Annotated in this window: 6 protein-coding genes; 4 read left to right on the top strand and 2 right to left on the bottom strand. The window is 70.2% G+C overall.

The features are described 5' to 3' along the window. Positions 1–90: 90 nt before the first annotated feature. Positions 91–1,104, bottom strand: coding sequence for a LacI family DNA-binding transcriptional regulator (locus AB0C17_RS28495; protein ID WP_357390646.1), 1,014 nt, complete (start codon positions 1,102–1,104; stop codon positions 91–93). A gap of 150 nt (positions 1,105–1,254) precedes the next feature. On the opposite strand from AB0C17_RS28495, the gene AB0C17_RS28490 reads away from it, so the two are divergent. The 4 genes from AB0C17_RS28490 to AB0C17_RS28475 are packed head-to-tail and all read left to right on the top strand — an operon-like array spanning position 1,255 to position 5,936. Beyond that, on the top strand, positions 1,255–2,766 hold the full coding sequence (locus tag AB0C17_RS28490; RefSeq protein ID WP_357390644.1) for an alpha-N-arabinofuranosidase: 1,512 nt from the start codon (positions 1,255–1,257) through the stop codon (positions 2,764–2,766). 37 nt (positions 2,767–2,803) lie between these two features. Next, on the top strand, positions 2,804–4,135 hold the full coding sequence (locus tag AB0C17_RS28485) for an ABC transporter substrate-binding protein (RefSeq protein WP_357390642.1): 1,332 nt from the start codon (positions 2,804–2,806) through the stop codon (positions 4,133–4,135). A gap of 6 nt (positions 4,136–4,141) precedes the next feature. Continuing rightward, positions 4,142–5,101, top strand: coding sequence for a sugar ABC transporter permease (locus tag AB0C17_RS28480; RefSeq protein ID WP_357390640.1), 960 nt, complete (start codon positions 4,142–4,144; stop codon positions 5,099–5,101). Positions 5,102–5,111: 10 nt separating this feature from the next. Continuing rightward, positions 5,112–5,936, top strand: coding sequence for a carbohydrate ABC transporter permease (locus tag AB0C17_RS28475; RefSeq protein WP_357390638.1), 825 nt, complete (start codon positions 5,112–5,114; stop codon positions 5,934–5,936). Positions 5,937–6,029: 93 nt separating this feature from the next. On the opposite strand, the gene AB0C17_RS28470 is transcribed toward AB0C17_RS28475, so the two are convergent. After that, positions 6,030–7,523, bottom strand: a complete 1,494-nt coding sequence (locus AB0C17_RS28470) for an amino acid permease (RefSeq protein WP_357389733.1) — start codon at positions 7,521–7,523, stop codon at positions 6,030–6,032. Positions 7,524–7,559: the final 36 nt, after the last annotated feature.

Below are 7,559 nucleotides of genomic sequence, written 5' to 3'. Positions count from 1 at the left end.
GATACCGGAGACCTCGCTACATCTCGAACACCGACACGCCAAGATCCTCACCCAACAGCTCAAGCCCTCGCACGGACTTCGACACAGGCCCTAGGCGGGGCGGGGTGGGGCGGACTCTCTCAGGGCCAGCTGGTGGGAGACCACCAGCTCTCGGGGCGGTGCGTCGCGGTCCTGGCCCAGGCGACCGGCCAGCAGCTCGACCGCGAGGCGGGCGATGCGCTCCTTGTCCGGGGCGACTGTGGTCAGCGTCGGGATCGAGAAGCGGCCGTCCTCGATGTCGTCGAAGCCGGCCACCGCGACGTCCTCGGGCACGCGCAGGCCCTCCTCGTGCAGCGCCCGCAGCGCGCCGAGCGCGAGCGTGTCGTTGAAGCAGAAGGCGGCGTCGGGGCGTACCCCGGTGGAGAGAAGTTGCCGCATGGCGGCGGCGCCGTCCGCGCGGTGCCAGGCCGGCGCGGGCGCCACCAGGCGGTCGTCGTAGGCGATGCCGGCCTCGGCCAGCGCGGCGGTGTAGCCGGCCAGGCGGAGCCGGGCGCTGGCGCCCTCGGGGGTCCGCTGGGAGCCGATCGCGGCGATCCGGCGGCGGCCGAGCCCGATCAGGTGGGTGGTGATCTCGCGGGCGGCGGCCACGTTGTCGGTCATGACGTGGTCGGCGGGGCCGTGGTCGACCCGTTCGCCGAGCAGCACCATGGGCAGGCCGGCCAGGGCGGCGAGGTCGTCTGCGGTGAGCGCGAGCGGGCTCAGGATCAGGCCGTCGATCATGTGGTCGCCGATACCGCTGGCGGCCTTGCGTTCCTGCTCGGAGCGGCCGCCGGTCTGGTCGATCAGCACTGTCCAGTCGTGGTCGGCGGCGGCGGTGACGACGTGCCGGGCCAGCTCGGCGAAGTAGGGGATGTCCAGCTCGGGCACGGCCAGCGCGATCACCCCGGTACGCCCCTTGCGCAGGTTGCGGGCCGACAGGTTGGGCCGGTAGTTGAGCGCGGCGATGGCCTCCTCGACCCGGGCCCGGGTGTCGGCGCGCACGTGCTGGTAGCCGTTGACGACGTTGGAGACGGTCTTCACCGACACTCCGGCCCGCTCGGCGACGTCCTTGAGCCTGTGCCGCACTGAACTTCCTCCCGGTGAACGCTGGCCGCAGCGTACCGCGTCGCGACGACACGACTGCCTCTTTACACAGGTGCTTACAACGTTGTAGAAACCACTGACAACGGAGTGACAGCCGTCACTCGCCATCGCCACGAGGAAGAGGTTGGCACAGTGCCGAACGCGCAGCTCACTATCGATCCGGCGTTCCGGGTCGCGCCGGCGGACCGCCGGATCTTCGGTTCCTTCGTCGAGCACATGGGGCGCTGCGTCTACGGCGGGGTGTACGAGCCCGGCCACCCCACAGCCGACCGGCGGGGGCTGCGGCGCGACGTGCTGGACCTGACCCGTGAGCTGGGCGTCTCGGTGGTGCGCTACCCGGGCGGCAACTTCGTCTCCAGCTACCGGTGGGAGGACGGCATCGGCCCGGTCGGCGACCGGCCGCGCCGGCTCGACCTGGCCTGGAAGACGATCGAGACCAACGAGTTCGGCCTGGACGAGTTCATGACCTGGGCGGCCGAGGCCGGGGTCGAGCCGATGATGGCCGTCAACCTCGGCACCCGCGGCGTGACCGAGGCGCTCGACCTGCTTGAGTACACCAACCACCCGGGCGGCACCCAACTATCCGACCTGCGCCGCAAGCACGGCGCCGAGCAGCCGTACGGGGTGCGGCTGTGGTGCCTCGGCAACGAGATGGACGGGCCGTGGCAGGTCGGGCACAAGACCGCCGACGAGTACGGCCGGCTCGCCGCCGAGACCGCCCGCGCGATGAAGATGGTCGACCCCTCGATCAGCCTGGTCGCCTGCGGAAGCTCCAACCGGGGCATGCCCACGTTCGGCGCGTGGGAGGCGACAGTGCTGGAGCACGCGTACGAGCACGTCGACTACATCTCCGCCCACACCTACTACGACCCCTCCGACGGTGACCGGGCCAGCCTGCTCGCCTCCGCCGTCGACATGGACGCCTTCATCACCGAGGTCGTCGCCACCGCCGACCACGTGGGCGCCAAGCTGCGGCAGAGGCGCAAGCTGAAGATCTCCTTCGACGAGTGGAACGTCTGGTACCAGTCCCGCCTCCAGTCCGACCTGGACCGGCGCGGCTGGGTCGAGGCGCCGGCACTGATCGAGGACGACTACACGGCCGTCGACGCGGTGGTGGTGGGCGACCTGCTGATCACCCTGCTCCGGCACGCCGACCGCATCGGCGTGGCCTGCCAGGCGCAGCTCGCCAACGTGATCGCCCCGATCCGTACCCGCGACGGCGGCCCGGCCTGGCGGCAGAGCATCTTCCACCCGTTCGCCCTGACCGCCCGGTACGCCCGCGGCACCGTGCTGCGGACCGAGCCCACCGGCCCGACCTACGAGACCCGGCGCTACGGCGACGTGCCCGCGCTGGACACCGTCGCCGTGCACGACGAGGAGACCGGCGAGCTGGCCGTCTTCGCGGTCAACAGGGGTCCGCAGGACCTCCCGCTCGACCTGGACCTGCGCGGCCTGCCCGGCCTGCGGGCCGAGGCGCACACCACGGTGGCGGCCGGAACCGACCCGGACGCCACGAACACCGAAGAAGACCCGGAGCGGGTCGCGCCCCGGGACCTCACCACGCCCACAGTCGACGGCGGCCGGGCCTCCGTGCTGCTGCCGGCCACCTCCTGGAACCTGCTGCGCTTCGTGCCGGCGTCGTGACCAGGCAATACTCCATTCCGTCCCCCAAGGAGTACGCATGATCCAGAACGAGATGAGCCGGCGGCGTCTGCTCGGCCTCGGCGTCGGGCTCGGCGCGGCGGCCACGCTGACGCTCAGCGGCTGCGGCGGCGGCAGCAGCTCCGACAGTTCCGGCGCGGCCGGCAACGGCGGCAAGGACTACACCGGCCCGAAGGTGGACCTGAAGCTGTGGAACGGCTTCACCGGCGGTGACGGTGACATCTTCAAGACGCTCGTCCAGCAGTTCAACGGCGAGCACAAGAACATCGCGGTCAGCGTGATCACGTACCAGTGGGAGGACTACTACAGCAAGCTTCCCGGCGCGGTCTCCAGCGGCAACGGCCCGGACATCGCTGTCATGCACATGGACCAGCTCGCCACGTTCGCCGCCCGGGGCGTGATCACCGAACTGGACGACGTGGCGAAGGCGCTGGAGCTGAGCGAGGGCGACTTCGCCCCGACGGTCTGGAAGGGCGGCCTCTACGGCGACAAGCGGTACGGCATCCCGCTGGACATGCACCCGCTGGGCTTCTACTACAACAAGGCGGTCATGCGGAAGGCCGGCCTGGACCCGGAGAAGCCACCGGCCACCAGGGAGGAGTACACGGCCGCGCTCACCGAGCTGAAGAAGTCGGGCGTGCAGGGCTTCTGGGTCAGCCCGTTCCAGTTCACCGGCGGCATGACGTTCTACAGCCTGCTGCACCAGTGGGGCGGCACGCTCTTCGACGCCGAGGTGGCGAAGGCGACGTTCAACTCCGACCCGGCGGTCGAGGCGTGCACCTGGCTGGTCGACCTGATCAAGCAGGGCCACTCCCCCGCGAACGTCGGCCAGGACGCCGACTACCTGGCGTTCAAGAGCGGCAAGAACGCGTTCAACTGGAACGGCATCTGGCAGATCAACGACCTGAAGAAGAGCGCGAACGTGCAGTGGGGCGTCGCGCCCCTGCCGCAGATCGGCAGCCAGAAAGCCGCCTGGGCGAACTCGCACAACTTCACCATCGTCAAGCAGCGCTCCGCGAACGCCGACAAGACCGCCGGGGCGAAGGTGTTCATCAACTGGCTGAGCCAGCACTCGCTGGACTGGGCCAAGGGCGGCCAGGTGCCGGCCCGCAAGGCGGTGCGGGAGAGCAGCGAGTTCACCGCGCTCACCGAGGTCAACGCGCTCGCACCGGAGCTGGAGTACGCCGCGTTCCCGCCGTCCGTGCCGGGCCTGAACGAGGCCATGCTGACCTTCTACAACGCGTTCAACGAGGCGGCGCTGGGCAAGAAGCCGCCGAAGCAGGCGCTCGACGACGGCGCGGCGAAGGCGAACAAGCAGCTGGAGGACAGCCGCAAGAAGTACGGGAACTGATCCGCCGTGGCGGACGTGATCGAGGTCGGGGCGGCGCGCGACGGCGTGCCGCCCCCGGCGCGCACCCGCCGCCGGGGCGCGACGGAACGCGGCAACCGCGCGACCCCGTACCTCTTCCTCGCGCCGTACCTGATCCTGTTCGGGGTCTTCGGCCTGGCGCCGATCCTGTTCGGGGTCTGGATCAGCCTGCACCAGTGGGACCTGCAACTGCCAAACCGGCCGTTCGTCGGGCTCGGCAACTACCGGGACCTGTTCTCCAGCGACTCGGCGATCTTCGGGGACTGGTGGTCGAGCGTCCGGGCGACCGGGGTCTTCACGCTGTTCTCCGTACCGCTGCTGGTGGTCGTCCCGCTCGGGCTGGCGCTGCTGCTCAACCGCTCGTTCCCCGGCCGGACGTTCTTCCGGGCCGCGTTCTTCGCGCCGTACGTGCTGGGCGTCGCGGTGATCGGCCTGCTCTGGCGGTTCCTGCTGGATGCCAACCTGGGCCTGGTCAACCGGCTGCTCGGTGTGGTCGGGCTCCCCTCGGACACGCCGTGGGTGACCGACGTGCCGTGGGCCTGGGTGTCGCTCGTCGGCGTGACCGTGTGGTGGACCTGCGGCTTCAACGCGGTGATCTACCTGGCCGGTCTCCAGGACATCCCGGCCGAGCTGTACGAGGCGGCCAAGGTGGACGGCGCCGGCGGCTGGGACCGGTTCCGCCACGTCACGATCCCCGGCCTGCGCCCGGTGATGCTGTTCGTCTTCACCACCACGATCCTCGCCTCGGCGAACGTGTTCGGGCAGGCGTTCCTGATCACCCAGGGCGCGCCGGGCGAGCAGACCCGGACCGTGGTCTGGCGGATCGTCGACGAGGGGCTGCGCGACTACGACGCCGGACGGGCCGCCGCGATGAGCGTGTTCTTCGCGCTGATGCTGGCGGTGGTGAGCGTCGCCAACTTCCGGCTGTTCCGCTACCGGGAAGACTGAGGGCTACGACATGAGGAACACGCGCGCGGTGGCGCGGTACGGCGTCCTGCTCCTGGTCACCGCGATCTTCGTGACCCCTCTGGTGTGGATGCTGCTGACGTCGGTGAAGACGTACGACGACGCGCAGCGGGTGCCGCCCGGCTGGCTGCCGGACCCGTTCTCCACCTACGGCTACCAGCAGATAGTCGACAACGCGGCGAACCCGGTGCTGCGCTGGTTCGTCAACAGCATGCTCGCGGCCACCCTGCACACGCTGCTGGTGCTGGTGACCGCGTCGATGGCCGCGTACGCGCTGGCCCGGATGCGGTTCCGCGGCCGCAAGGTGCTGTTCGCGCTGATCGTGGGCACGCTGTTCCTGCCACCCACCTCGCTGATCATCCCGAACTTCATCATCGCCGAGCGGCTGGACTGGATCGACACGCTCACTGTGGTGATCGTGCCGGGCGCGGCGAGCGCGTTCGGGGTGTTCTTCCTGCGGCAGTTCTTCCTCTCCATCCCGGCCGAGCTGGAGGAGGCGGCGGTGCTGGACGGCGCGAACCACTGGCAGGTGTTCCGCCGGGTGCTGCTGCCGCTGTCGAAGCCGGCCCTGGCCACGCTCGCGGTGCTGTCGTTCCTGACCAACTGGAACGACTTCCTCTGGCCGGTGTACGTGCTGTTCAGCCCGGAACGGCTGACCCTGCCGGCGGGCCTGGGCCTGCTCCAGGGCGCGTACGTGACCGACTATCCGGTCATCATGGCGGGCGCGGTGCTGGCGAGCGTGCCGGTGCTGATCCTGTTCGTGCTCGCCCAGCGGCACGTCATCCAGGGCGTCTCCCGCAGCGGCCTGAAGGGGTGAGCGGGTAAGGAAGGGCCCCCTTTTAACGCCTCCGGTAGTAGAAGGGCCCCTTCTTAACGCCTGGCGTTAAGAAGGGGCCCTTCCTTCCGGGCGTCAGGGGGTGGGGGCGGGCTCGGGGGTGTCCGAGTGCTCGCTGCGGGCGAGCCGGTTCTTGCGGTGGCCGTACCCGAAGTAGATGACCGCGCCGATCAGCATCCACGCGAGGAACCGCAGCCAGGTCTCGACCGAGAGGTTCAGGCTCAGGTAGAGGCAGGCCAGCGCGGTGACGATCGGCAGCACCGGCGAGAACGGCACCTTGAACGGCCGCTCCAGGTCGGGGCGGCGCTTGCGCAGGATCGGCACCGCGATGGCGACAAGCGTGAACGCGCAGAGCGCGCCGATGCTGACCAGGTCGGCGAGCGCGGACAGCGGCAGGAAACCGGCGAGTAGCGCCACCGCGACGGTCATGATCCCGGCGATCCGGTACGGGGTGCCCCAGCGCGGGTGCACCTTGGCGATGGCGGGCGGGATGAGCCCGTCCCGGGCGATGGCGAAGCCGATCCGGCCCATGGCCACCAGGTCGACAAGGATCACGCTGGTGAGCCCGGCGACGGCGGCGATGGAGACGAGCACCGCGGCCCAGCCGGCGCCGACCGCCCGGAACGCGGACGCGATCGGCGCGCCCTCGTCGATCTCGGTGTACTTGACCATCCCGACCACCACCAGCGAGACGCCGATGTAGAGCACCGTGGAGATGAGCAGCGTGCCGAGCAGGCCCAGCGGCAGGTCCCGCTTGGGCTTGCGGGTCTCCTCACCCAGGTTCGCCACGGCCTCGAACCCGGTGTACGCGAAGAACACCACGGCGGCGGCGGTGAGCACCCCGGCGAAGCCGAAGACTGAGGGTTCCAGCCCGAAGATGGCCTGGGTGACAGGTTGCTTGATGCCGTCGTCCCCGGCACCGGCCGGCTCGGCGGCCGGGATGAACGGGCTGAGGTTGGCCGCCTTGACGAAGAACAGCCCGGCGATGACGACGAAGGCACAGATCGCCACCTTGACCAGCACGAGCAGGTTTGTGACCCGGGCGGACTCGCGGATGCCGACGATGGCGACCACGCCGAGCACCAGCACGATGCCGATGGCGCCGAGGTTGACGACGCTGCCCTCCTCGGCGAACCAGGCGCTGGGCAGGCCGAGCAGGTCGGCGAGGTAGCCGGACCAGCCGCGGGCCACCACCGCCGCGCCGAGCGCGAACTCCAGGAGCAGGTCCCAGCCGATGATCCAGGCGACGATCTCGCCCATCGTCGCGTACGCGTAGGTGTAGGCGCTGCCGGCGGTCGGCACGCTGCTGGCCAGTTCGGCGTAGCAGAGCGCGGCGAGTAGCGCGACCAGGCCGGCGATGCCGAACGAGATCACCACGCCCGGCCCGGCGCTGTTGCGCGCCTCGACACCGGTGAGCGTGAAGATGCCGGTGCCGATCACGATGCCGATGCCGAAGCCCATCAGGTCGACCGCGCCGAGCCGGCGCCGCAGCCCCGGCTTGCCGTCCTCGCCGTCGGCGTCGCCCTGGGCGAGCACGTCCTGGATCGGCTTGGTACGCAGGACCGACATCTGATCACCTCCCCCGCCGTGTGGCCGCCACGGTGG

The organism is Micromonospora sp. NPDC048887, from assembly GCF_040649715.1.
Classification (GTDB): Bacteria; Actinomycetota; Actinomycetes; order Mycobacteriales; family Micromonosporaceae; genus Micromonospora.
Note: the sequence above shows the minus strand (reverse complement) of the source record. Positions and strands in the feature narration are given on the sequence as shown.

Bases quoted from the DNA above. Each gene is read 5' to 3' on its own strand.
- AB0C17_RS28485 (WP_357390642.1), top strand. From the start codon at position 2,804: ATGATCCAGAACGAGATGAGCCGGCGGCGTCTGCTCGGCCTCGGCGTC.
- AB0C17_RS28475 (WP_357390638.1), top strand. From the start codon at position 5,112: ATGAGGAACACGCGCGCGGTGGCGCGGTACGGCGTCCTGCTCCTGGTC.
- AB0C17_RS28470 (WP_357389733.1), bottom strand. From the start codon at position 7,523: ATGTCGGTCCTGCGTACCAAGCCGATCCAGGACGTGCTCGCCCAGGGC.